The organism is Paenibacillus sp. FSL H7-0714 (assembly GCF_038003765.1).
GTDB lineage: Bacteria > Bacillota > Bacilli > Paenibacillales > Paenibacillaceae > Paenibacillus_AQ.
Window position 1 is genome coordinate 6,226,786 of sequence record NZ_JBBOPT010000001.1, and the last position, 22,601, is coordinate 6,249,386.

Consider the following 22,601-nt stretch of genomic DNA (forward strand, 5'->3'; position numbering starts at 1 on the left):
CTTTACTTCGAATCCAGATCGGCCTGAATCGTTGATACAGTCTTATCGAGCGTCTGCTTAACATCAAGACCCGGATCGTTCCACAGGGATACAAATGCTGCCTTTAGCGGTTCCCAGACGGATTTGATTTCCGATAGGGAAGGCATCGGCACGGAGTGTTGGAATTGCTCGAAGAATCCACTTATAATCGGATCATCTTTGATTACCGGCGCTTCTCCGGCTTCAATATTCGCAGGAATCGCACCCGTCATTTCAAAGTTCTTGAGCTGATTCTCCTTGCTGCTTGCAAAATGTGCGAACAGGCGAGCTGCGACTGGATATACCGTATAGGAATTGACATAATACGATTTAACTCCGGAAAAAGAAATGCTGTCTTGACCGTCAGGTCCCTTCGGAAGAGGTGCCACTCCAAGGTTGATATGATCCTTAAACATCGCTATGGACCATGGCCCATCGATGTTCATTGCCAGCTTGCCTTCCTGAAACAATTGGGTTTTAACGTCATAGGTGATATCTCCTGCATTCAATGGCAGAATTCCTTTTAAGCTCTGGAGAAAAGTAAATCCTTTGACGGTACCTTCATTATTCAAGCCGATATCCTTGACATTCGTATTGTTGTCACCGTAAATGTATCCGCCGAAGCTGCCAATGAATGGATAGCTGTAATACCCGACGAATTCCCACATGATCGCAAATTTGTTCTCTTTCGGCTTATTGTACGTATTGGCAAAAGCGATCACATCATCCCAGGTTTTTGGAGCTTCGGATATCAGATCCTTGTTGTAAAACAGCGCATAGGTCTCCACCGATTTAGGATAACCGTACAGGATACCTTCATAAGTCGATGCCTGAATAGCTGTCTCCACCATAGTTGATTTCGTTTCTTCCTCAAACACATCATTTGGCAAAAGCAATCCCGCTTTGACAGCCTGACCGATCTGATCATGCGGGAGAGTCAACACATCGGCGGCTAGTTTGGACGGGCCATCTGTCGCCAACCTTGTTCCCTGATCGCCGCCCGCCATTTCCTCAACCGTGACAGGAACGCCGTATTCTTTTTCGAAATCAGCGGCTAACTGCTTCATGTACTCAACCTGCTCCTTGGCTTCCCAGACCGTTAATTCGGCCCCAGCTTCCGGTTTCAGCTCCTCTTCGGCGGGATTTGTCTCATTTGTAGTTCCCCCCGGCTCGTTCACTGTGGAATTCGGGCTTGAATTCGGCTGAGCCGTAGAGTTCCCATTGCCTGAACCGCAAGCCGTAACGGTCAATGCCAACAACAGACTTAGGGTCAAACTAAATGATACCGCTTGCATTTTAGATCGTTTACTCTTCTTCATTTGCTCATCTCCCCTTTATTCATAAGTGATCAGACCTAACACGCATAGAAAAAGAGCATGCAAAAAAGGTACAACCTCATTTGCACAAAGTGCCGAGGTTGTACCTTTTAGGTAACAGTGCCTTTAATTTGTTTGCGTATTAAGAAAAATCAAGTTCGTTCGCCCTCATTCTATAATACCCATAATTTGGATTGCAATCAGAGTATAGATCCAAATGGGGTTATTTAATAGCACTTTTCTTGTTTTTCCTTATATTCTCTCCTTTTTTCAACTACATACTAAATATTCCATATTGTGAATTCATGTGAAATAATCCCTTGCTTTAATCTTGAGGGGTATGATAAGATTCAGACAAAATTTAAAGGCAATGAAACCGCCAAGGGTTCAACCTCTGATTATCATGAGGTTGGCCCTTTTTTGCGTTTACATGCCGCGAAGGGATGGAAATTGATTATGATTCAACAAGAAGCCGTTTATCATCGCATGGGGCAGAATTGGTCATATGCCTACGATGAGTCTACACTGCATATTCGCATAAGAACTAAACGGGATAACGTGTCAAAGATTGATCTTTTTTGCGGAGATAAATACAGTTGGGACAAAACCCATGAGGTTATTCCCATGCAGCACATGGCTTCTGATAGCTTATTCGATTATTGGCAGGCTGCGGTCCGTCCTGTTTATCGCAGACTCACTTACTATTTTGCACTTTATAACAAAGATGAGGTCCTTTATTATTTGGAAAAAGGCTTCTTCTCAGAGCCTCCAGTCATAATATATGAGGGCTTATTCGACTTTCCTTTCTTGAACCGTGAAGATGTACACTCCCCTCCAGCATGGGTGAAGGATGCAGTATTTTATCAAATTTTTCCGGAGCGTTTCGCAAATGGCGATCCTACTAACGATCCGGCAGATGTGCTAGATTGGGGCGGTACGCCGAGTCCCCGGAATTTCTTCGGAGGAGACTTGCAAGGTGTACTAGACCATTTGGATTATCTCTGTGAATTGGGCATTACCGCCATCTATTTCAATCCTCTGTTTGAGGCAACCACCAATCATAAATATGATATAAAGGATTATTTCTTGGTGGACCCTCATTTTGGAACCAACGCTTTGCTAAAAGAACTTGTCGACGCCTGTCATTCCAAAGGGATCCGCGTCATTCTAGACGGTGTCTTTAATCATTGCGGCCATACCTTTCCGCCATTTGTTGATCTGCTCACCAACGGGCGCTCTTCCCGTTATGCCGATTGGTTTCATGTGCGTGAGTGGCCACCACAAGTCATCGACGGAATTCCCACCTATGACACATTTGCATTCGAGCCTATCATGCCAAAATTCAACACTGAGAATCCTGAAGTCAGAGATTATCTGTTGAACGTTGGTCGTTATTGGATTGAGGAAATCGGTGTAGACGGTTGGCGGCTTGATGTCGCCAATGAAGTCTCTCATACGTTCTGGCGACAATTCCGTAATACGATCAAAAGCATTAATCAAGAAGCCTATCTTGTAGGCGAAATTATGCATGACTCCTTGCCGTGGCTACTTGGCGATCAATTTGATGCCGTTATGAATTACCCACTAACCAATATTCAGATTAATTTCTTCGCTCACGGACAAATTAATGCTTCACAATTCTCTCTAGCGATTGCTACTATGCTAGCGAATTACCCGCAGCAAATTACAGAGGCCAATTTTAATCTATTAGACAGCCATGACACAACTCGTTTCCTGACCCTTTGCGGTGGTGACATCCGGAGATTAAAACTGGCTGTTTTGTTCCAAATGACCTTTCAGGGAACACCATGTATTTACTATGGCGATGAAATCGGTATGGAAGGTGAATATGACCCAGATAATCGTAAATGTATGGAGTGGGACATCCAGAAACAGAACAGGGAACTGTTTGAATACTATCGCTGGACGATCGGTCTTCGTAAGTCGCATACTGCGTTCCGTAGTAGCGGCTTTAAATCGCTGGAGATCCCGGACCACCCAAGACTGCTTGTATATGAACGGTGGGACGAACATAACCGCTTCTTAATCGTGCTAAACAATGAAGAGGTGCTAGTCGACGCCACCATTCCTGTACCCGGGATGGATGCTATATGGGTAAACCTAGAGACGCAGAAGCGAACAGAAAAATTCACATCATTACTACATCTGAATCTGCCCGAATTCGGCTATGCGGTATTCCAAGCTGTTAATAAATAGTCCATAACAAGAGCCCCTCGCCATCTACGCCTTGCTCATCAATTGTTTCAGCCTATACGCCAAAGTTTAAATACGAAGTAAGATAACTTATAAGGAGTGATTGGTGATGAGTAACGTAGAACATAAAGTAGAGCATGAAGTAGAAAACGGAAGCAACTTTTTCAAAGGCATCTTTATTGGTAGCTTAATAGGTGCTGCAGCAGCCCTATTATTTGCACCAAAGCCTGGTCGTGAAATGCGCAGTGATCTGTCCGATAAACTTACGCTTGCTACTGACAAAACAAAAGAAGTTGCTGGTGTCGTAACTGACAAGACCAAAGCCATTGCCACAACTGTAGGTGAAAAAGCAACCGATCTGGCTAGTACGGTTTCAGTCAAAGCCTCTGATATCTACACTACTGTCAGTGACAGCAAGCAGCAAATTGCCGCTACCCTTCAAGACGCAGGCAGCAAAATTGGTGACACTATAAGCGAAGCCTCAAATAATGTAGCCTCTGATGTTAAAGACGCTTCTAAAGAAGTGGCTGACGAAGCCAAAGCATCCTCTAAAGAAGTCGCCGATGAGGCTAAAGATGCGAAAGAGGATGTTAAATCCTCCTATAAATCCAGTTACTAATCTGCGGCATAATACAGCTATCATTTCATCCGACAACAGCCAGCTGTCCGCAGCTGGCTGTTGTTTAGTTATACCCTATATAAAGTTTCATCTGATTGAATAGATCCTTAATGAATGCCCGATCGGGCTACAGAAAGCAGGGGTGCTCCATGGGAGAATCAAATAGCCAAACAAAAGCATATGAAATTGATGAACATCCTTTCGAATTACGTCATGAGGTCAAACGCTTAAACAATCGTCTGGACAAGATTGCTGATTCACTAGAAAAATCAGAATTTAAGGACATCCTTGATAACTACTCAGATCCAAAAAAAAGAATTATCACAAACTTGATGGCCGGTATATCCCGAGGTCTCGGCCTATCTCTCGGAACGTTCGTAGTTCTTGGTGTTCTGGGCTACATTCTTAGCCTATTTCTTGATGTTCCCGTGATCGGTGAGTACCTTGGCGAGATCAAAAAATACATCGATGCGAACAGCTAACAACTGGGCTATCTATCGCCCATCTATCACCGCTCCCCCTTACCCCGCTTGTCTGTCTAATCCTTCAGGGTTAGCCGGACAAGCGGGGTAAGGGCGTTATGGAACACAAATAAAGGACATGCTATTCTCCAGGCACGGAGAGAGGCATGTCCTTATCGTCGAACAGTAGAATTCAAATCCAGGTAATGTATATTACACATAAAGGAGCTCAATAGGATGAGTTGGCCATAATCTGCTTTAACTTCTCAGTGGCCCGCTTCTGTATCCGTGAAACACTCATCTGTGAAACCCCCAGCTTCTGAGCAATTGCCCGCTGGGATTGACCATCTTGGAAGGCTAGCAGCAACACTTGCTGCTCTTGCTCCTTCAATTGTCCTAGTGCTTGCTGCAGATCCATTCGTTTCTCTACAGTCTCGTAATCGTTCGCATCAGAGCTGATAAGCTCCCCTAGCGTAGCTCCAGTCTCCTCTTGAGAAAGCGGTGAATCTAGAGATACGTAATGGTAACATTCTCTGCCTGCCAGTACTTCTACAGTTTCTTCAACAGACAGATCAAGATAATGAGCGATCTCATCGACCGCAGGAGAACGCTCAAGCTTCACTGTAAGTTCATCAATCGCGTGTTGAACAAGCGCTCCTTTTTCTTTAATCCGTCTAGGAACCTGTATGTACCAAGATTTATCACGCAAATAATTCTTCATATGTCCAATCATGCTTTTCATCGCATAGGGCTCAAAAGGGATTCCGAGACTGATATCATATTGCTGCAGTAACCGGATGAGCGCCATTTGCCCGACCTGATATAAATCCTCATACAAGTCGGGGCGATTACGGGAAATTTTCCCAGCAGCCATTTTCACCATAGGCTCATATTTCTGTATCAGCAACGTCGCCTGATCGTTATCCTTGGTCTGCTGATACTCCCAAATTTGGGTGACTGCTTCATTCATGGACTCGGGGGGAGTCACTTTGTCACTCATACTTTCTCCTCGCTAAAATTAAGGTGCTTCTTCAAAGTTACCACCGTCCCTTTTCCGGCTTCACTTACGACACTAACGTCATCCATCAACGCTTGCATTAAGTAGAACCCTAACCCGCCAACCTGAACGTCACTTAACTCCTTATCGTGCAGTGTCATACGTTCATTAGACTTGTCCAAGCCGTCAAAGCTCTCCCCTTCGTCTTTGACTGTAATGGATAAGGAGCTTTCTTCCACCTCAAAAATAACATCTACTACTCCGTCTTTTTGGCCATAAGCATATAATACTGAATTGTTACACGCCTCTGACACTGCCACTTTCATGTCTTCTATATCCTCATAGGTGAAACCCATTTTCGAGGCAATGCCGTATAAATTCAACCTAACAATATCCACATACTCTGCGCTAGCAGGCAACTGAAGAATTACTTTTTGCACATCATCACTCATTCTTTGTTCTATCCTTTCCTAGTGGGAATTCTCTTGGGAGGCAAAAAACTTGGAAATACCAGTCATGTCAAACAGCTTCTGAATTTGTGGAGGAACATCCTCAACCATAAACTTAACGTCCATTCCTTGTCTTGATTTCAGGATCGAAAGTAGAATACCAATCCCTGTGCTATCGATGTATTTTAATTCTTTTAGATTAATAACTAGATCAAGTTTGGTATCTCCCACAAGTGGCTCCATAACCAGGCGGAAATCGGAAGCAACTGATAAATCAAGTTCACCACTCAGGAAAACTGTGCATACATTCCCTTTGGTTTCTGTCTTAGCATGGAACTTGTTACTTTTATGCGTATTCATTAGACGATCTCTCCTGAACAAATATTTTCTATATTAATAACCTTAATGATATACCTTTGAATCAGATAACGTTAAAAAAACGGATTGGTAAATACTAGATTACGCTTGGAAAATAGATATATCAGGTTCTACTAATACATTGTCGTTGCTAGAATATCGAGAAATAATTTGTTTTATATTACTCATCTTCAGCGGTTTGCTGATGTAATCATCCATTCCAGAGGCCTTACAGCGATTCTGAATCCCTTCCATAACGTTCGCCGTCATTGCAATGATAACGGTCTTCTCCGCAGCAGGACCACCCTCTCGACGAATTTGAGCGGTCGCCTCCAAGCCATCCATCACTGGCATTTGAAGGTCCATAAAGATAAAATCATAAGGATGTTTAATCGCCATATCCACAGCCTGTTGACCATCTTCAGCCATATCGGCCGCATAGCCCAGCTTATCCAGCATGCTGACCATTAGACGCTGATTAATCGGATGGTCATCCACAACAAGGATTCTACTTCTCCCCTCTTGATTGGGAACAAGATGCGTGGATTCCTCTTCTTGATATCCACCTATCAAATCTTCTCCTGGCATAGATGCCTGAATCGTAAAGATAAACGTGGCTCCTTTTTGCTCCATCGATTCTACCCGAATTTCTCCGCCCATCATTCCGACAAGAGATTTACATATAGCTAGTCCCAGACCTGTTCCCCCATATTTTCGTGTCATGGAAGAATCAAGCTGCGAAAAGGGCTCAAATAATCGGTCACATTTCTCTGGAGAAATACCAATCCCCGTATCCATAATTGTGAATTCAACTTCCATCTTATGATCCGCAACGCTCTTGATCGAGGCGACTAGATAGACCCCACCTTGATTTGTGAATTTAACTGCGTTAGCGATCAGATTAATTAAAACTTGGCGTAAACGAGCCATATCCCCATATAAAAGCCGAGGCAATTTCTGATCAATAAAATAAGCGAGCTCCAGGTTCTTCTTTCCCGCTTCTATCGAGAAGAGGCTGAACACCTCTTGAATACAATTTCGAAGTTCAAATAAGTGCTCTTCAACTTCCATTTTTCCGGATTCCATTTTAGTAAAATCAAGAATGTCGTTAATTACCGTAATCAACGTGTCCGCACTTTTCCGAATGATCTCCGAATATTCCATTTGCTCAGAAGTAAGATCCGTCTCCATTAACAGATCGATCATGCCAACTACGCCGTTCATAGGTGTACGAATTTCATGACTCATCATGGCTAGAAATTCCGACTTTGCTTTGGAGGCAATCTCCGCCTCTTCTTTTGCCTTGATAAGCTCACTATTAATGATTTCCAGTTCTTTCGTCTTTTGCTGCAGCAGCATGGTTTGAGTCTGATGCTTCTTGCTCGTGATGTACATTTCGACAAAGCCTTGTATCTTAGAATTCAAAATTTGTGGAATGAAAGGCTTGACCATATAATCAATAGCCCCTGCCGAATAACCAGCGAATAAGTGCTCCGCTTCCTTGCTGTTCGCAGAGATAAAAATAATGGGGATATCCTTTGTTTTTTCTCTGGCTTTGATCAATTTTGCGGTTTCGATCCCATCCATACCTGGCATCTGTACGTCCAGTACGATGACAGCAAAATCATACCTTAACAAACACCGCAGTGCCTCTTCACCGGAGGTGGCTTTGACTAGCTCGTAATGCTGGCTCTCAAGTACCGCCTCCAGCGCCAGCAAGTTTTCAGGACGGTCGTCGACTAGTAGTATATGAATTGGTTCTTGAAACCCCATAGGACCACCCTCCTTCATGCGTTATTTTATGTTACGGTATATTTTCTCCACTCTGTCTAAAGATTCATAGCAATCGCTATATTTCGTAAAGTGAATAGACTCTTTAGAGCCCAGAACAAGGATTCCAAAGCGACTTAGACTTTCATGAAACAACCCGTGAACATGATCACGAAGCTCATCATTGAAATAAATCATTACATTTCGGCAGAAAATAACATTAAATTCATTAAAAGAAGTGTCAGTAGCTAAATTATGCTCAGCAAAAATAATATTTTTGCGTAAATAAGGTTGTAAAATAACTGAGTTATACTTCGCAGTATAGTATTCGGAAAATGCCCGGGTACCTCCTGCCTCCAAATAATTCTTTGTGTATTGCTTCATTCTGCTAATATCATAAACGCCTTCCTTAGCCTGCTGTAAAGAACGCTCATTCATATCTGTGGCATAAATTCGAGCCTTATCATAAAGCCCTTCTTCATGAAGCAGGATGGCCATAGAATAAACTTCCTCCCCAGTGGAACATCCGGCATGCCAGATACGAATATAGGGATAGGTTCTTAACAAAGGAACTACCTTCTGGCGAAAAGTTAGAAATAATCCTGGATCCCTGAACATTTCAGTAACAGGAATAGAGAGACTGTAAACAAATCGTTCAAAACAAGCCCGATCATGCAGAACCTTCTCTTGCAGCGCGGATATGGTGAGTACATTCTCCGCATGAACATGATGCCAGATGCGTCGTTTTAATGAAGGCAACGCATAATTCCGGAAATCATAGCCATATAAACGGTGTACCCCATCAAGAAGCAGCTCAATCTCAATTTGCTCCAGTTCGTCACTTCCCGCCAGAACGGGTTGCTCCTCATATCCGTGTTCTATTGCTTTCATTGTTATCCCGACTCCCTTATCAACACGCCGTACTTTTGAAGAATGGCTTTTTGTTAGTTCTTTTAAAGTATTACCCCAATATTAAGGTTACGAATACAGCCAGACTCGCATTAAAGATAGAAGTTGACCTGTTGCAATTGGCTTCTTCATATAGTCAGAGGCTCCAGCTTCAATGCATTTGGCACGATCCTCTTTCATAGCTTTGGCGGTCAGCGCAATAATAGGCAGTTTCTGATACTGTGGCATCTCGCGAATCCGGCGCATAGCCTCATATCCGTCCATTTCTGGCATCATCATATCCATTAGCACAAGATCAAAATCTTCTTGCTCTACCAGCATTTCCAGCGCCTCGCGTCCATTCTCCGCAAACTTCACTTCCATATGATACTCTTCGAGTACGCTGGAGAGCGCAAAGACATTGCGAATATCATCATCGACGAGCAGTATTTTCTTTCCTTCAAACAATTCTTCTTTATTATGAAGCTTCTGCAGAATCTTACGTTTATCTTCCGGAAGATTTGCTTCTACCCGGTGCAAGAACAATGTTGTCTCATCCAACAACCGCTCTGGAGAACGTACATCCTTGATAATGATTGATTCCGCATATTTGCGCAGCTGCGTCTCTTCTTTGCCATCCAAATCCTTACCCGTATAAATAATAATAGGCAGATCATTTAATTCCTCATCATCACGAATCTGATCCAGCAGATCGAAGCCTGTCATATCCTCAAGCATCAAATCTAGAACCATACAATCATATCTCTGCTTCCGCAGCTCATTCAGTGCCTCTCCGCCAGTTGAAACTGCGGTTATAGCCACATCGTCATGACCAATCAATTCCATGATCGAACGACGTTGAATCTCATCATCCTCTACAATCAGCAAGTACTTCAACGTACTGGAGGTGTAGTTCTCGATTTGCGAGAAAGCCCGTTCAAGCGCCTCTCTAGAAGAAGGTTTTCTTAAATAAGCCATTGCCCCCATCATAAGCCCCTGCTTCACTTCATCATTTACAGAGATGACATGGACAGGGATATGGCGAGTCTGTGATGCACTCTTTAGTTCTCTAAGGATGGTCCAGCCATCCATAACCGGCAGCTGAATATCAAGAATAATCGCATCTGGTAAATAAGTCTTCGCCATCTGCAATCCGGTATCCCCTTGGAGGGCTACCAGTCCTTTGAAGTTGCGGCCATGAGCCATATCCAGCAGTATTTTTGCGAAGCTCTCATCATCTTCAATAATAAGTAAAACCTTATCATTTGCAGTTAATTGATCACGATCATCATCGATCACCAATTGTGGGATAGGTGCATGAGCCTGCGTTGGTACAAGGGTTGGAAGTATATCTCCAATATACCCCTCGAAGGTTGCATCTTCTCTAGAAGCAGCAGCTTCTATTACTGCAGGTTGCTGCTTAATATAATTCCCTATAACTGGCAAATACATAGTAAAGGTACTACCTTGGCCCTCACGGGATTCCAGTACAATAGCTCCACCCATTAAACGTGCTAACTCACGGCTAATGGACAAACCTAAGCCTGTCCCCCCAAATTTACGGCTGGTAGTTCCATCCACCTGTTGGAAGGCTTCGAACACAATATCAGTTTTGTCTGCCGGAATACCAATTCCGCTATCCTTTACAGCAATAGCAATATATTCAACTTCACCTGGCAGATCTAGCGGAATAAGATTGTCATCTGCTTGACTAACCGAGAACTCAATAAATCCTTCCATCGTAAATTTAAAGGCATTAGAAAGCAGATTTCTTAACACCTGCTTCAACCGATGACCATCGGCAATGACACTATCTGGCAGTGGCTCGTTAAAGGTAATTTTTAAAGAAAGTCCCTTTTTGAGCGCTTGCGGAGCAAAATTCTGCTTCACAAAGCTCTTCAGCTCCGTTAATTTAATTTCTTCTTGGTTCAGTTCCATTTTGCCAGCATCAACCTTGGATAAGTCCAAAATCTCATCAATCATCTTAAGCAAGTCTGCACCTGACATATAAATCGTATGTGCAAATTCAACCTGTTTCTCTGACAAGTTGCCATCCTTATTCTCCGTGAGTAGCTGCGACAGAATCAAGAGACTGTTGAGCGGAGTTCGCAATTCATGAGACATATTCGCTAAGAACTCTGATTTATATTTACTAGTAACGGATAATTGCTTGGCCTGTTTCTCTAATTGAATTTTTGCATGCTCAATTTCGTCTTTCTTCTCTTCAACCTCCTGCACTTGTTCCTCTAAAGCGCGGGTCTTGGCAATAAGTTCCGTATTATAATGCTCCAGTTCTTCCTGCTGACGCTGGAGTAGTTCTTCCGAACGTTTAAGCGCATCCGTCTGCTCTTCTAAGTTCTCATTGGAACGACGCAATTCCTCTTGCTGAGTCTGTAATTCCTCCGACTGACACTGCAGCTCTTCCGTAAGAGCTTGTGAATCACGCAACAACTTCTCCACGATCAAACGACGGCTAATATTATTAAAAATAATACTTAAATTATTAGCGAGTTGTTGCAGCAAATCATTTTTCAAACTGCTAAAAGGTTGGAATGAAGCAAATTCTACTACGCCTAGCAGTTCGTCTTCAAAAATAAGCGGATGGATAGAAATATATCCAGGTTGTGCATCCACGAATCCGGACTTAACGGATGAATAGTCTTCAGGAGCTTTCTCCAGTCTGATCGGGTGCATATCGAGCGCACTTTGCCCTACAAGCCCTTCACCAATCACAAACCCGTCCTTAGGTTTCTTATCATTATCTACTGCATAATATCCACTGCTTCGTAAAAAATCAGGACGATTGGCATCTTTTAAATATACAGCTCCGAACTGTGCTCCCAGCACAGGGGTAAACTCATTGATGAAGGTCTGTGAGACCTGATCCAAGGAGCTAACACCTCGCAATAGTTCCGTCACCCGAGCAACATTCGCATTCAGCCAGGATTGGTCATTCTGCGCTTGCGCATAGGCCTGTTCCATTTGCTGCTTCTGTTCAAGATCTAAAGCCATCTTTTTAAAGACAAGAGCAACCTCACCAATTTCATCTTTAGTAGTAACCTTTATACGCCGTATAGCCCTCACTTTACCGTTGCCAAAGCTGGTAATCATCATCGAAACGACATTAAGCCCCCGAGTGATGCTTGGGATGATCCATAGAACCACTCCAAGTCCGAGAAGTAAGCCCATAATCATCATTAGAACTACCATCTGAGTCGAACTTTTATAAGCTTCGTTGGCCTTCGTACTCTCTTCATTCATAATAAAAGCATTATAATCAGAGAGACTGTTCAGAGCGTTTAACACGGCATTCTGAATCGCTTGTCCCTCTGTGTTGGAATACGTGCTAGCATTCTGAAAATAACCAGCCGATAGCAGTTTCAATACCTTTTCCTGATAATTTAAATAAGTGGTGTACGCATCATCTATTTGACCAACCATTTGCATTTCTTCAGCGCTAGTCATCGATGCTTTTATTTTCTCGTAGTGCTCATTCGCTTTAGTAATCTTTTTATTAATCTCATTCTTTTGAGATTCTACCGATGATGCATCTGCACTTAACATGGTCGTGGTCAATATTCGCGCCATATCATTGACTTCTCCACGCATCCCCGAAGAAGATCGCCCCTTCATATATCTATCCTGATACCCTTCCAGTTGGTTATTCATATAATTTAAGCGGTCGTATCCTATCATCGTAAGTGCAAGCATAATCGCTAACATGGCACTGAAGCCAATTAAGAGTTTAGCCTTTATCTTCATTCTCTATCTGTTCCCTTCTTCAGTGAGATCCACACAATACACTTATCATCATCACGCTCTTTAGGAACCTCAACATTGAAAAAAGCAGCTCGAATAGCTTCTTCGTTCCACTCATGTTCAACATTTAAATGTTGAATCATAAATTTCAGCTGCTCTTCTTGTTCGCCCTCAACCAGTTCCAATAGACCATCTGTATAAAGAACTAGATGCCCTTCATCTTCATAGGTTAAGCTCTGTGGCTGAATATCAATCCGTTCAAACAAACCTACTGGGTGACAGTTACTTTCCAGCATGACTGGAGTCTTAGCCACACCTTCAAAAAATAGCGCAGGTGGATGCCCGGCGTTGACGTAGTCAATACGTTTCATACGGGTATCTATCACAAGATAAATGGTCGTAAAGTAGTATTGGATCAGCTTTTTCTCAATATAGAGCTGATTAAACCTTCGATTGAGCTCCTGAATTACCTTTTCCGGCTCTACATACGTAGTTACCGTGTCCTTTAACACAGAAGCAAGAAACATACAAAAAAGAGATGACGATATTCCGTGTCCCATAATGTCCAGCAGGATCACTCCATATCGGCCATCACCAAGGGGGTACCACGCGTATAAATCACCGGCAAGCTCAGAGGATGGCTGATAGATGGCATTGACCTCAAAATTCTCTTCCTGAAGAGGCAAGCTCAACACAGCATTCTGAACAAGTGCGGCCAGTCTCAATTCTTCTTGAATTCGCTGATCTCGTTCCTTATGCCAATCTTTCTCTCGCTTCAACCGCAGCGCGAGCCGAATTCGGGCCATCAGCTCCACTTTGTTAATGGGTTTCGTAACATAATCTACTGCACCTGCATCCAGTGCTTCTGCCAGCTTCTTGGAATCGCCAACAGCTGTAACCATTATTATTGGAATATCCTTTAGGTGTTCGTATTGCTGTACAACACGACATGCCTCGATTCCATCCATTTCCGGCATCATCATATCCAGTAAAATCAGATCGATATCTGACATCCGAGGACGTCCATCTTCACTCACAGAACCGATACCCAACCGTGTAAGCATCTCTTTTGCAGAGGATGCGGTTACGAAATTTCGGTAATCTTCTTTTTTCAGGATTTCACGGATAATGATAACATTAGTCGGATTGTCATCTACGATTAAGATTCTCATCATCTTCACCTCACACGAATAGTATTACGAACGTAAAATTCTGCGACTCATTACCTATATCATACGCTATTTAAATGTGTTATTTCTATTTTTAATATATGTAAATATAGTAATAGGTTCATTTACGCCTTCAGCAAAGTAACCTCCCGAACCACTACATGTAGTGGTTCGGGAGGTTACTCTATGGTAAAGACAGCCTCTGTTTATTAACCAAAATGATCAAAAGTGAAACATATTAAGAAGAAATACTATCAAATAAATCAATACCTTCAAATTCACCTGCCAAATTTCGATATATTTTGAGCGCATTGTTTCCTCTCATATATACATCACCATCTTCGGCAATAAAATACGGTTTACCCAAGGTCGATTGCACATTATCCTTCACGGGATCAATTCCCACCCCATTTACCTGTAGCCCAAACTGCTGTGCTTGAGAAGGTGAGACATGCACATACAGTACAAACCCCTCACCAACACCCACTGTTACATCTGCGTATTGGTACTCCTCTGTCCCTTGCAATGGATCATTTGTTACCGCCAGCGGATTGCCCTTGGCCAGAAGCAATTCTTCCTTCGTAGCATATAAAGCAACACCTTGCAGTGAATCAAACTGATTTATAGCAGGGCTCGTTTCTGAGGAATGTTCGAATGTAAGAACTGTCTTAGGCTGATCACTAAAAGTCGAGATAGGCGTCAACTGTGGAGACGCATCAAAGTATGGGGAAAGTAGACTAAACAAGAGTATGATAATGTTCATGTTGTTATCCCACCTTTCTTATCTGCAGCCGCCATTTACAGAGGACTTGCTGCCTTAACTTTAATGACGGAATTTTTTCCAAAGAGTTGCAGCTACATCTACACTTTTTAACACAGTAGCTATTTTCCCCGGTGCTTTCTCGTTATTAACAGCATCATAAGAGTTTACCGTACGTTCCTCAGCTGGAGTCAGCGGAGCTTCTTTTATGGATACCCCCTTACGCTTCTCCCTCAGTTCATGTGATTTACGATATCTCTCAATCACAGTTACTGAAACTTGCTTAACGGTTAAGGTTAACTCATTCATAACTTCTCCCAAATTCTTCACAGAATCTATGACAGGATCAATCTTCTGAATTTTATTCTGTACATCAGCGGTAATTTCATTTGCATGTCTGACTGTAGTCTTCACTTCATAAGTCAGTTCATCCATCGTCTTCTGCACTTCCACCAAGGTCTGGCTTACTTTGTCGAGAGATTGCTTCGCTGACTGCAAAGTCTTAATTAGAAAGAAAACAAGTATTGCGAATGCGATAGCAACGAGAGCTACACTAAGTTCAATGATCATATTCATAACCCCTTCCAAATCTCATAAATAGTGGCTAATCAGCCTTGTATACTGCATAGTTACCCCTACTACCATATGCCGAAACAATCTGTCGAGCGTTGTCAAAACTCCCTGCTCCCCTTTGTTTCAGAATCAAAGTCCCCGTTTATACAATGACTACAAATCAAAAAAAGGATAGGTGATATGTAATGTTAAAATGGTCCGCAATTCTGCTAGTTGTAGCTGTAATCGCTGGTATCTTTGGTTTCTTCAATCTTGTAGCAGCCGCTGCTGGTCTTGCAAAGATACTATTTTTCGTATTCTTGGTTCTGTTTGTTGTTTCCCTCTTCACGGGACGCAGAGGTAGATCGATGTAGCCTCCTCCCATATCTATCCATATATCTTATTCATCATGCAGAAAGTATAGGTCATTCCCACACAGATGTCACTTGAGAAAATAAGAAAAAGTTTTGAAGTTAGATCATAATGAGGAGGAACTTAACATGAAAAAATTCGCCAGCATTACACTTGCCTTGGGACTTATGGCTTCAATAGCAGCTACAGCATCAGCCGCTGAGGTAACAGGGACAACTACAGATTCTACGCCCGGAACTGGAAGCACTTACACAACATCTTTTGAAACGATCATTACCCCATCGGATATTACTCCAGCCACACCACAAATTGTTCTAACCGAAAAAACAGCTTTCCACTTTTCAGTTGGCAGTATGATTCCCGCAGGCTGGCTTAGCGCTCAAACGCTTGATACCACAGGTGAAGTGATTACGGATACTTGGGGCAATGAATGGAGAGAAATCTACACTTGGCTAGGAAAAGCGTGGGTAAAGGTTCCTGTTGCTGCCAATGTAACTATGTAATTAGTACAGAAAAGATGATAACAAGCATAAACGCCTTCGGCGTCCCTATAAGGACGGCAAGTGTTTAAGCGAGAAATATAAAGATAATTTATAGAACGGAACATATAAATTCTTATATTTACAAAAAGCTACCCCCTCAGTAGATCATTCTACTGAGGGGGTAGCTTTTGCGCTTACGCCGCCTTTGTTCACCCGTCACAAACATGCGATGCTGCCGCTTCTGTATACCTATATAATTATCGGATGACCGATCCCCCGAAGAGGAAACGATTCGTCCAAGAAGCGCTTAATTTATCTACTTTCACCCCGCCTGAAGCTACGGAATACGTATGGAGAACTTGTCCATCTCCTAGATACATAGCAACATGCGATATTCTTGCCTTAGATTTGTCGATCCCTTCATACGCTGAAGCGGAGTTCCCTTTATAATCCATAAAGAACATTAGATCGCCGCGCTTCAAACCGGAAGTAGACGTAACTACCGTACTATTCGATTTCACCCAATCTCCCTGTTGACGGGAATCAGCAGGCAGTTTCAAATTCACAGCATCCATGAAAATTTGCCGGATAAAATCAGAACAATCGAAAGTGCTTGTATCATATCTGCTGGAACCAAACTCATAAGGTGTACCCAGATAGCCCATACCTGCTGAGATTACACTCTCGATTTGGGCAGAAGCCCCAGGTGTAGAAATAGGTGGTACTGGTGCTGGCGGCGTTGGTGTCGGCGTTACCGTCCCAGTCCCCCCATTATTAGCGAACGAAGTATATTGATCACTTGAACTTATATATCCAATGCTACCATCAGAGGTTTGAATTTGATACCAGGAGCTGTTCGGCTGTGCCAGAAGCTGTACTTGTTCCCCCTTCTTCAGAAGCCTCAGTACTTTTCCGCTTGTAGAAGGCGCAGTTCGAAGATTCACTCCGTACTTTATGGTTCCCGTTTGTGCTGATGGTGCTGTTGGTGTACCTACTGAAGATGAATTTACGCTGATATACTTATCATCTGTACTTGTATAGCCTACGGATCCATCCGCTGCTTTCACCTGATACCAATAGCTATTCGGTTGTGCCACAATCTGCACTTGATCTCCTTTTTGCAAATACTTCACTACTTCTCCACTTGTAGAAGGTGTACTGCGAAGGCGAACACTTGCCTCGATGACCGCTGTTTGACCGGCTGCTGCTGCCATAACTGAATTTGATGGACTTGAGGCTGCTGCTGCATTTCCAGGAGCAGATACTCCTAAACCTGCAACAATTGCAGCTGAAACCAATAAGGATGCTGTTAATTGCTTATGTGATTTAATCATACGTTCCCCCAATACCATGATGAGATTTCAACAAAGGTGTGAACTACATTCCTTTATGCCCTCATTATAGGCTTGCCCGGGATTTGGAACATGCTCCAAATTGCACATATAATCATGCCACTTTATGGTAAAATACAGGACTAAAGTCTTGAATCCTCCTTAAATATGTTTGTTTTTTCCTTAAAGTAGAATTTTTCAAATTTAATCTTTAGGTTCCACATGCACCTGTACATTCATAATATTGTGTAGCTTGCTCATTCTCTCTTCAATGGAGTCACTGATCCTATGACCCTCCACCACTGTAATATTCGCGTCTACCTCCACTACAACATCCACGTGTACATGATTCCCATGAACCCGTGCCTTCACATCTTTAATCCCCTCTACTCCCGGTGTTCGAGCAATCGTACTACGTAGATCCATCAATCTATCTTCATCAAAGCCATCCGTAAGCCGGTAGGTCGAGTCACGAAAAATATCCCATGCCGTCTTAGAGATAATCAGTCCGACAACTACTGCCGCCGCAGAATCAATCCATGGCAGTCCGAACTGAGCACCTACAATCCCAACAGCAGCACCTATACTAACCATAGCATCGGAAAAATTATCTTTCGCCGCTGCCATGAGTGCACTACTATTTATCTGCTTAGCCAGCCTTTTGTTGTATATGTATACTCCCATCATTGCTACTGCACACACTAGAGCCACACCAGCAGACCATAGCTGCGGGGTTTCCTTTGCACGATCGAAAAAGGACCGCACCGCCTCCACAATCACTTGAATACCTACTACCGCCATAATAAAAGAAGCCAACAATGCAGCTACTGTCTCTGCCCGAAAATGTCCATAAGCATGGTCAGAGTCAGGTGGCTTCCGCGAAATCTTTAGACCAACCAACACGGCTGCAGATGCTACGATGTCAGTTAAATTATTGACTCCGTCCGCGACCAATGCACTAGAGGCGAATAGATAACCGCTAACCAGCTTGAAAGTCGATAAAATGAGGTAAGCCGCTATGCTAACCCAAGCGCCCCGCTCGCCTTTACGTATATCTTCGTAAATATCAACCATTTTGGCTATCTCCTCGTTTTCAGTCTTGTTAGAAAAGAATTCTTTCAATTATTCTTGCCCTTGTAGCAGCATTTAAAAACAATTAGAATAAAGTGAAGGACTTGCTTCAAAGGAGGTTATCATAATGAGCGAAAACAATGAAAAAGGAAAAATCAATTTAGCTGAAGCTATCCGGCAAAAGCTGGAGCAGAAGAAACAACAATCTTCCTCCAAACCTGGATCAACTTTTCAGGCCGGATCCGCTAAACCACTAAAAAGTCAGAATAACAAAAAGCCTAACAACCAACGCCGTCGTACCGGCGGGTCCTAGTACTATTTTATAAACATAAAAGGCTGCGCATCCCTCAGGGACAACGCAGCCTTTTATGCGTTCGCCTGCCTTAAAGGATGGGCTAGAACTCATCAAATTCATAACTGATTCTCTTTATTGTACAATTAGCCAACTGAAAACATGCGCTTTGGGAAACCTCAAGTGATAAGGCTTCCTGTCTTGCAAGCCCAGCGTATACTCCCCGTAGAATTCTACTTGTTAATCCATGTGTAATCGCAATGACCCGCGGAGTGGAGGACAAGCTATCCAGCCAGTCTGTGACACGCTCCTGAACCGCTTCATAGCTCTCTCCATCTGGTGAACGAAAATACCAATCATACATAGTCGTATCTTCAAGACTATTCGGCCAGCCCTGTTCAATTTCCTTGAGCGTTAGCCCTGACCAAGAACCAACGGAAACTTCACTTAACCTAGAATCCGTTTCTATTTCATTGAAATCATAACCTAAGATTTCACACAAAATTTGTGTGCTTTGCAGCGCTCTCCCAAGTGGACTTGAAATCACCTTCCATTCGGAGGGATGCTCCACCGAATAACGAAGCAGCCTACCCATTTGTCTGACTTGATCCATTCCATGCTCAGTCAGAGGTGAGTCCAATTGACCTTGGTAACGACCTTGCGTATTAAACTCGGTCTCCCCATGCCGCATAATAAAAATAGTTCTGTCCACATGCTTCACCTACCGTTACCTTTTCAAAATCGAAATTATAAAGACAGCTACCCTAATCCTATCAGGATTAGAGTAGCTGCTTAACGGGTTCCTTCCGCATAACGGAAAGTAAATATTATACTTCTACAGGATACATGCGTTGGCGCATTTCCTTAATTTCAGGATTCTCTAAATACTCATCGTAAGTCATCGTGCGATCAATTACACCTGTAGGTGTGATCTCGATGATACGGTTAGCAATCGTTTGGATGAACTGATGGTCATGGGAAGTAAAGAGAATAGTCCCGTCAAAATCAATCAGTCCGTTATTCAGTGCCGTAATGGATTCCAGATCCAAGTGATTGGTAGGCTCATCGAATACAAGCACGTTCGCACCGTTCAGCATCATCTTCGCCAACATACAGCGAACCTTCTCGCCCCCGGACAATACACTCGCTTTCTTCAGTGCTTCTTCTCCGGCGAACAGCATCCGTCCAAGGAATCCACGCAGGAACGTCTCATCCTGATCTTTAGAATACTGACGCAGCCATTCTACGAGATTCAAGTCCACGCCATCGAAATAGCTGGAGTTGTCTTTTGGGAAATAAGCTTGAGTTGTAGTGACGCCCCACGCATATTCACCCGCATCCGCTTCCTGCTCACCCATGATCACATCAAATAGAAGTGATTTAGGCTGGGAGTAAGGACCCACGAAAGCAATCTTATCACCTTTGTTAACTACAAAGCTGATTTCATCAAGAACCTTCTCACCTTCAACCGATTTGGTCAATCCGCTGATCGTCAGAAGCTGCTTACCTGCTTCACGTTCAGGTTTGAAGTTGAGGAACGGATATTTACGGTTAGATGGACGAATGTCATCCAACGTAATTTTCTCGAGTTGTTTCTTACGAGAAGTCGCCTGTTTAGACTTGGAAGCATTGGCCGAGAAACGCTGAATAAAGGCTTGCAGTTCCTTGATCTTGTCTTCCTTCTTCTTGTTCGAATCACGCTGTAAAGCTTGAGCAAGCTGACTGGACTCGTACCAGAAGTCATAGTTACCAACGTACATCTGGATTTTGCCAAAATCAATATCCGCAATATGCGTACATACTTTGTTCAGGAAGTGACGGTCATGGGATACGACGATAACAGTACCTTCATAATCCATGAGGAAGTTCTCTAACCAGCCAATCGATTCTAGATCCAAGTGGTTGGTAGGCTCATCGAGCAGGAGGTTGTTTGGACGGCCAAACAAGGCTTGCGCCAAGAGTACCCGTACCTTCTCATTGCCGCTCAGTTCGGCCATTTTCTTATCATGCAGTTCACGCATAATGCCAAGACCGATCAGCATAGCCGCCGCATCCGGCTCTGCATCCCAGCCATTAAGTTCTGCAAATTCGCCTTCAAGCTCACCGGCACGTAGACCATCTGCTTCCGTGAAATCAGACTTCGCATAAAGCGCGTCCTTTTCTTTCATGATTTCATAAAGACGAGTGTGACCCATAATTACTGTTTCAAGTACTGGGAATTCATCGTACTCGAAATGATTCTGCTTCAGAACTGCAAGGCGTTCACCTGGTGTTATATGAACATCACCCGTGTTCGCTTCAATCTCCCCAGACAGAATTTTCAGAAAGGTTGATTTACCGGCACCATTGGCACCAATCAAACCATAGCAGTTACCAGGGGTGAATTTTATGTTTACATCTTCGAAGAGAGCGCGTTTTCCGTAGCGGAGTGTTACGCCGCTTGTGCTAATCATTACGCATTACCATCCTTTTCACTTTAGGGTTTCGGCTCATTATAGCATAAAATCAGTGCAAAAATCCCGTGAAATAGGCATTTAAGCTGATCTCTCTCCTACGAAACTTATTCCAACTGTTTTACGGCGACAACTTTTAAGGAGGAATTTTTTCAATTATTCCCCAGATGTGCGATTCTCCTTTTGTACGACCAGTGTTTCTCCATAACCGAGTGTACGAATTCTTTCCTCCGAAATCGCGTGTTTAACTCGGGCGTTATCCATGCGATCCAGTGCTTCCCGGGCGGTATCATCAGCAAGTCTGAAGGTACCGTAATGCATCGGAATCATGGTCTCCGCCCCTACATCTAGGAAAGCTTGAATGGCTTCCTCAGGATTTACATGCTGAGAGGTCATGAACCATTCCGGTTCATAGGCCCCAATCGGCATAAGCGCGATATCGATCTTATAACGACTTCCGATCTCCTTAAAGCCAGGAAAATAACCGCTATCCCCAGCGAAATAAAGATTCGGAGAAGACTTCTGATTTCCGGAATCAGCGGGCTCCAAGATGTACCCACCCCAATGAGAAGTATTCGTATCCCATGGCGTTCTCCGCGTCCAGTGCTGGGTAGGCACAAAACTAAGCTTGATCTTACCTAGCTTGATCTCCTGCCACCATTCCATTTCCACACAGTTGTGGAACCCTTTGCGAAGCATTTTTCGCTTCAGACCAACAGGAACTACAAGCGTTGTCCCTGCCCGATATAATTTACGGATAGAGGCGATATGCAAATGGTCATAATGAGAGTGCGAAATCAGAATCAGGTCAATCGGTGGCACTTCGCTAAGTGGAATCCCAGGTTGTCCCAGTCTTTTCTCAAAGCCCAGCCTTCTCGCCCAGATGGGATCTGTAATGATATTCATCCCTTCATATTGAAGGAAAAATGTTGAATGCCCAATCCACGTAATGGTAGACTCCAATCGATTCTCAGACAGATAAGATAATCTGGGCGGCGTATTCGGTACAACATATGAATAGTCCTTCTTCTTGCGACGACGCTCCTCACGCCACTGGCGAAATTCCTTTAATGATTTATCGGTACTTACATTATCGACGTTATGGTAACGAGTTTTAGGCATACAACACCTCTTCTACAGAAGTTTACCGAGCAACCCTAGCTTTAGCGAATATACTACAACTATATTGAACAGCAGCATATTTTGCAAAATATACAAATAGCATGATAAAGGTTCGCCCTTTTATTCCTCACAATTGCAGACTTTAGCGA

General features: G+C 43.3%; 21 protein-coding genes. 6 read left to right on the plus strand and 15 right to left on the minus strand.

Annotated elements, in window-relative coordinates:
• Positions 1 to 2: 2 nt before the first annotated feature.
• A complete protein-coding gene (locus NST34_RS27955) occupies positions 3 to 1,337 on the minus strand; it encodes a sugar ABC transporter substrate-binding protein (protein WP_341129186.1) in 1,335 nt (444 codons plus the stop codon).
• A gap of 453 nt (positions 1,338 to 1,790) precedes the next feature.
• Here NST34_RS27955 and NST34_RS27960 point away from each other — a divergent pair, with 453 nt between their 5' ends.
• The 3 genes from NST34_RS27960 to NST34_RS27970 all read left to right on the plus strand — a co-directional run bounded on the left by NST34_RS27960 (position 1,791) and on the right by NST34_RS27970 (position 4,649).
• Complete coding sequence (locus tag NST34_RS27960; protein WP_341129187.1) at positions 1,791 to 3,551, plus strand: glycoside hydrolase family 13 protein; 1,761 nt, start codon at positions 1,791 to 1,793, stop codon at positions 3,549 to 3,551.
• A 106-nt stretch (positions 3,552 to 3,657) separates the two neighbouring features.
• Positions 3,658 to 4,167: a YtxH domain-containing protein gene (locus NST34_RS27965; RefSeq protein ID WP_076300659.1), complete on the plus strand. Its 510-nt coding sequence runs from the start codon at positions 3,658 to 3,660 to the stop codon at positions 4,165 to 4,167.
• A gap of 149 nt (positions 4,168 to 4,316) precedes the next feature.
• The gene (locus NST34_RS27970) at positions 4,317 to 4,649 is read left to right on the plus strand and encodes a DUF5665 domain-containing protein (RefSeq protein ID WP_042191847.1); all 333 of its coding nucleotides are present in this window, start codon (positions 4,317 to 4,319) and stop codon (positions 4,647 to 4,649) included.
• 208 nt (positions 4,650 to 4,857) lie between these two features.
• Here NST34_RS27970 and NST34_RS27975 read toward each other — a convergent pair whose 3' ends face one another.
• The 9 genes from NST34_RS27975 to NST34_RS28015 all read right to left on the minus strand — a co-directional run bounded on the left by NST34_RS27975 (position 4,858) and on the right by NST34_RS28015 (position 15,347).
• Positions 4,858 to 5,628 (minus strand): sigma-70 family RNA polymerase sigma factor, encoded by a 771-nt coding sequence (locus tag NST34_RS27975; RefSeq protein WP_042131042.1) that lies wholly within the window; start codon positions 5,626 to 5,628, stop codon positions 4,858 to 4,860.
• Positions 5,625 to 6,077: an anti-sigma B factor RsbW gene (rsbW, locus tag NST34_RS27980; protein WP_042191848.1), complete on the minus strand. Its 453-nt coding sequence runs from the start codon at positions 6,075 to 6,077 to the stop codon at positions 5,625 to 5,627. The genes NST34_RS27975 and rsbW overlap by 4 nt, the downstream gene beginning before the upstream one ends.
• A gap of 18 nt (positions 6,078 to 6,095) precedes the next feature.
• Positions 6,096 to 6,434 (minus strand): STAS domain-containing protein, encoded by a 339-nt coding sequence (locus NST34_RS27985; protein ID WP_042131044.1) that lies wholly within the window; start codon positions 6,432 to 6,434, stop codon positions 6,096 to 6,098.
• 99 nt (positions 6,435 to 6,533) lie between these two features.
• On the minus strand, positions 6,534 to 8,204 hold the full coding sequence (locus NST34_RS27990; RefSeq protein ID WP_341129188.1) for a response regulator: 1,671 nt from the start codon (positions 8,202 to 8,204) through the stop codon (positions 6,534 to 6,536).
• A 21-nt stretch (positions 8,205 to 8,225) separates the two neighbouring features.
• The gene (locus NST34_RS27995) at positions 8,226 to 9,092 is read right to left on the minus strand and encodes a CheR family methyltransferase (RefSeq protein ID WP_076300661.1); all 867 of its coding nucleotides are present in this window, start codon (positions 9,090 to 9,092) and stop codon (positions 8,226 to 8,228) included.
• Positions 9,093 to 9,179: 87 nt separating this feature from the next.
• Entirely contained in the window at positions 9,180 to 12,851 is a 3,672-nt protein-coding gene (locus NST34_RS28000; RefSeq protein ID WP_076300662.1) for a response regulator, read from the minus strand.
• Complete coding sequence (locus NST34_RS28005; protein WP_076285480.1) at positions 12,848 to 14,020, minus strand: SpoIIE family protein phosphatase; 1,173 nt, start codon at positions 14,018 to 14,020, stop codon at positions 12,848 to 12,850. Before NST34_RS28005 ends, NST34_RS28000 begins: the two co-directional genes overlap by 4 nt.
• Before the next feature lie 235 nt (positions 14,021 to 14,255).
• The gene (locus tag NST34_RS28010) at positions 14,256 to 14,780 is read right to left on the minus strand and encodes a hypothetical protein (protein ID WP_076300663.1); all 525 of its coding nucleotides are present in this window, start codon (positions 14,778 to 14,780) and stop codon (positions 14,256 to 14,258) included.
• A 60-nt stretch (positions 14,781 to 14,840) separates the two neighbouring features.
• Positions 14,841 to 15,347, minus strand: coding sequence for a DUF948 domain-containing protein (locus tag NST34_RS28015; RefSeq protein ID WP_076285482.1), 507 nt, complete (start codon positions 15,345 to 15,347; stop codon positions 14,841 to 14,843).
• A 188-nt stretch (positions 15,348 to 15,535) separates the two neighbouring features.
• Here NST34_RS28015 and NST34_RS28020 point away from each other — a divergent pair, with 188 nt between their 5' ends.
• Both NST34_RS28020 and NST34_RS28025 read left to right on the plus strand, forming a co-directional pair.
• Entirely contained in the window at positions 15,536 to 15,703 is a 168-nt protein-coding gene (locus tag NST34_RS28020) for a DUF1328 family protein (RefSeq protein ID WP_042131050.1), read from the plus strand.
• A 126-nt stretch (positions 15,704 to 15,829) separates the two neighbouring features.
• On the plus strand, positions 15,830 to 16,204 hold the full coding sequence (locus tag NST34_RS28025; RefSeq protein WP_076285483.1) for a hypothetical protein: 375 nt from the start codon (positions 15,830 to 15,832) through the stop codon (positions 16,202 to 16,204).
• A gap of 236 nt (positions 16,205 to 16,440) precedes the next feature.
• Here NST34_RS28025 and NST34_RS28030 read toward each other — a convergent pair whose 3' ends face one another.
• Positions 16,441 to 17,517, minus strand: coding sequence for a C40 family peptidase (locus tag NST34_RS28030; protein ID WP_076285484.1), 1,077 nt, complete (start codon positions 17,515 to 17,517; stop codon positions 16,441 to 16,443).
• A 201-nt stretch (positions 17,518 to 17,718) separates the two neighbouring features.
• Positions 17,719 to 18,588, minus strand: coding sequence for a cation diffusion facilitator family transporter (locus NST34_RS28035; RefSeq protein WP_042191865.1), 870 nt, complete (start codon positions 18,586 to 18,588; stop codon positions 17,719 to 17,721).
• 124 nt (positions 18,589 to 18,712) lie between these two features.
• Here NST34_RS28035 and NST34_RS28040 point away from each other — a divergent pair, with 124 nt between their 5' ends.
• On the plus strand, positions 18,713 to 18,898 hold the full coding sequence (locus NST34_RS28040) for a hypothetical protein (protein ID WP_042191867.1): 186 nt from the start codon (positions 18,713 to 18,715) through the stop codon (positions 18,896 to 18,898).
• 82 nt (positions 18,899 to 18,980) lie between these two features.
• Here the strand turns inward: NST34_RS28040 and NST34_RS28045 are convergent, their stop codons facing one another.
• The 3 genes from NST34_RS28045 to NST34_RS28055 all read right to left on the minus strand — a co-directional run bounded on the left by NST34_RS28045 (position 18,981) and on the right by NST34_RS28055 (position 22,452).
• Entirely contained in the window at positions 18,981 to 19,589 is a 609-nt protein-coding gene (locus NST34_RS28045; RefSeq protein ID WP_341129190.1) for a histidine phosphatase family protein, read from the minus strand.
• A 115-nt stretch (positions 19,590 to 19,704) separates the two neighbouring features.
• The gene (locus NST34_RS28050) at positions 19,705 to 21,330 is read right to left on the minus strand and encodes an ABC-F family ATP-binding cassette domain-containing protein (protein ID WP_042131056.1); all 1,626 of its coding nucleotides are present in this window, start codon (positions 21,328 to 21,330) and stop codon (positions 19,705 to 19,707) included.
• A gap of 156 nt (positions 21,331 to 21,486) precedes the next feature.
• Positions 21,487 to 22,452 (minus strand): MBL fold metallo-hydrolase, encoded by a 966-nt coding sequence (locus NST34_RS28055; RefSeq protein WP_341129191.1) that lies wholly within the window; start codon positions 22,450 to 22,452, stop codon positions 21,487 to 21,489.
• Positions 22,453 to 22,601 lie beyond the last annotated feature (149 nt).

What these genes read in the sequence shown, in the direction of transcription:
- NST34_RS27955 (WP_341129186.1), bottom strand. Translation starts at nt 1,337, where the DNA reads ATGAAGAAGAGTAAACGATCTAAAATGCAAGCGGTATCATTTAGTTTG.
- NST34_RS27960 (WP_341129187.1), top strand. Translation starts at nt 1,791, where the DNA reads ATGATTCAACAAGAAGCCGTTTATCATCGCATGGGGCAGAATTGGTCA.
- NST34_RS27965 (WP_076300659.1), top strand. Translation starts at nt 3,658, where the DNA reads ATGAGTAACGTAGAACATAAAGTAGAGCATGAAGTAGAAAACGGAAGC.
- NST34_RS27970 (WP_042191847.1), top strand. Translation starts at nt 4,317, where the DNA reads ATGGGAGAATCAAATAGCCAAACAAAAGCATATGAAATTGATGAACAT.
- NST34_RS27975 (WP_042131042.1), bottom strand. Translation starts at nt 5,628, where the DNA reads ATGAGTGACAAAGTGACTCCCCCCGAGTCCATGAATGAAGCAGTCACC.
- rsbW (WP_042191848.1), bottom strand. Translation starts at nt 6,077, where the DNA reads ATGAGTGATGATGTGCAAAAAGTAATTCTTCAGTTGCCTGCTAGCGCA.
- NST34_RS27985 (WP_042131044.1), bottom strand. Translation starts at nt 6,434, where the DNA reads ATGAATACGCATAAAAGTAACAAGTTCCATGCTAAGACAGAAACCAAA.
- NST34_RS27990 (WP_341129188.1), bottom strand. Translation starts at nt 8,204, where the DNA reads ATGGGGTTTCAAGAACCAATTCATATACTACTAGTCGACGACCGTCCT.
- NST34_RS27995 (WP_076300661.1), bottom strand. Translation starts at nt 9,092, where the DNA reads ATGAAAGCAATAGAACACGGATATGAGGAGCAACCCGTTCTGGCGGGA.
- NST34_RS28000 (WP_076300662.1), bottom strand. Translation starts at nt 12,851, where the DNA reads ATGAAGATAAAGGCTAAACTCTTAATTGGCTTCAGTGCCATGTTAGCG.
- NST34_RS28005 (WP_076285480.1), bottom strand. Translation starts at nt 14,020, where the DNA reads ATGAGAATCTTAATCGTAGATGACAATCCGACTAATGTTATCATTATC.
- NST34_RS28010 (WP_076300663.1), bottom strand. Translation starts at nt 14,780, where the DNA reads ATGAACATTATCATACTCTTGTTTAGTCTACTTTCCCCATACTTTGAT.
- NST34_RS28015 (WP_076285482.1), bottom strand. Translation starts at nt 15,347, where the DNA reads ATGATCATTGAACTTAGTGTAGCTCTCGTTGCTATCGCATTCGCAATA.
- NST34_RS28020 (WP_042131050.1), top strand. Translation starts at nt 15,536, where the DNA reads ATGTTAAAATGGTCCGCAATTCTGCTAGTTGTAGCTGTAATCGCTGGT.
- NST34_RS28025 (WP_076285483.1), top strand. Translation starts at nt 15,830, where the DNA reads ATGAAAAAATTCGCCAGCATTACACTTGCCTTGGGACTTATGGCTTCA.
- NST34_RS28030 (WP_076285484.1), bottom strand. Translation starts at nt 17,517, where the DNA reads ATGATTAAATCACATAAGCAATTAACAGCATCCTTATTGGTTTCAGCT.
- NST34_RS28035 (WP_042191865.1), bottom strand. Translation starts at nt 18,588, where the DNA reads ATGGTTGATATTTACGAAGATATACGTAAAGGCGAGCGGGGCGCTTGG.
- NST34_RS28040 (WP_042191867.1), top strand. Translation starts at nt 18,713, where the DNA reads ATGAGCGAAAACAATGAAAAAGGAAAAATCAATTTAGCTGAAGCTATC.
- NST34_RS28050 (WP_042131056.1), bottom strand. Translation starts at nt 21,330, where the DNA reads ATGATTAGCACAAGCGGCGTAACACTCCGCTACGGAAAACGCGCTCTC.
- NST34_RS28055 (WP_341129191.1), bottom strand. Translation starts at nt 22,452, where the DNA reads ATGCCTAAAACTCGTTACCATAACGTCGATAATGTAAGTACCGATAAA.